Consider the following 246-nt stretch of genomic DNA (forward strand, 5'->3'; position numbering starts at 1 on the left):
CCGCCGGCCCGCTCCCCGCGATCAGGCCGGGGAAGACCCACAGCAGCGAGGCGGCGACGATCACGGCGAAGGCCTGCCAGATCTCGAGCCCCAGGAGGATGAGCGTCGCGCCGATGGTGAAGTTGAGGATGCTGACGCCGGGCGCCGCCCAGACGAAGAACAGGTCCCGGGCGCGACCGTGCCGCTCGGAGTCTCCGATGACCTCGATTCCCCGGGTCTCGGGCTGCGTGGAGGCATCCACGAACT

At 70.3% G+C, this 246-nt stretch carries 1 protein-coding gene; it reads right to left on the reverse strand.

Annotated features, from left to right (window positions below; genetic code table 11):
- A partial coding sequence (locus SB756_RS33850; protein WP_410913735.1) for a cytosine permease occupies positions 1-246 on the reverse strand: 246 nt, incomplete at both ends.

The organism is Pseudomonas sp. SIMBA_068, from assembly GCF_046534705.1.
Taxonomy (GTDB): Bacteria; Pseudomonadota; Gammaproteobacteria; order Pseudomonadales; family Pseudomonadaceae; genus Aquipseudomonas; species Aquipseudomonas putida.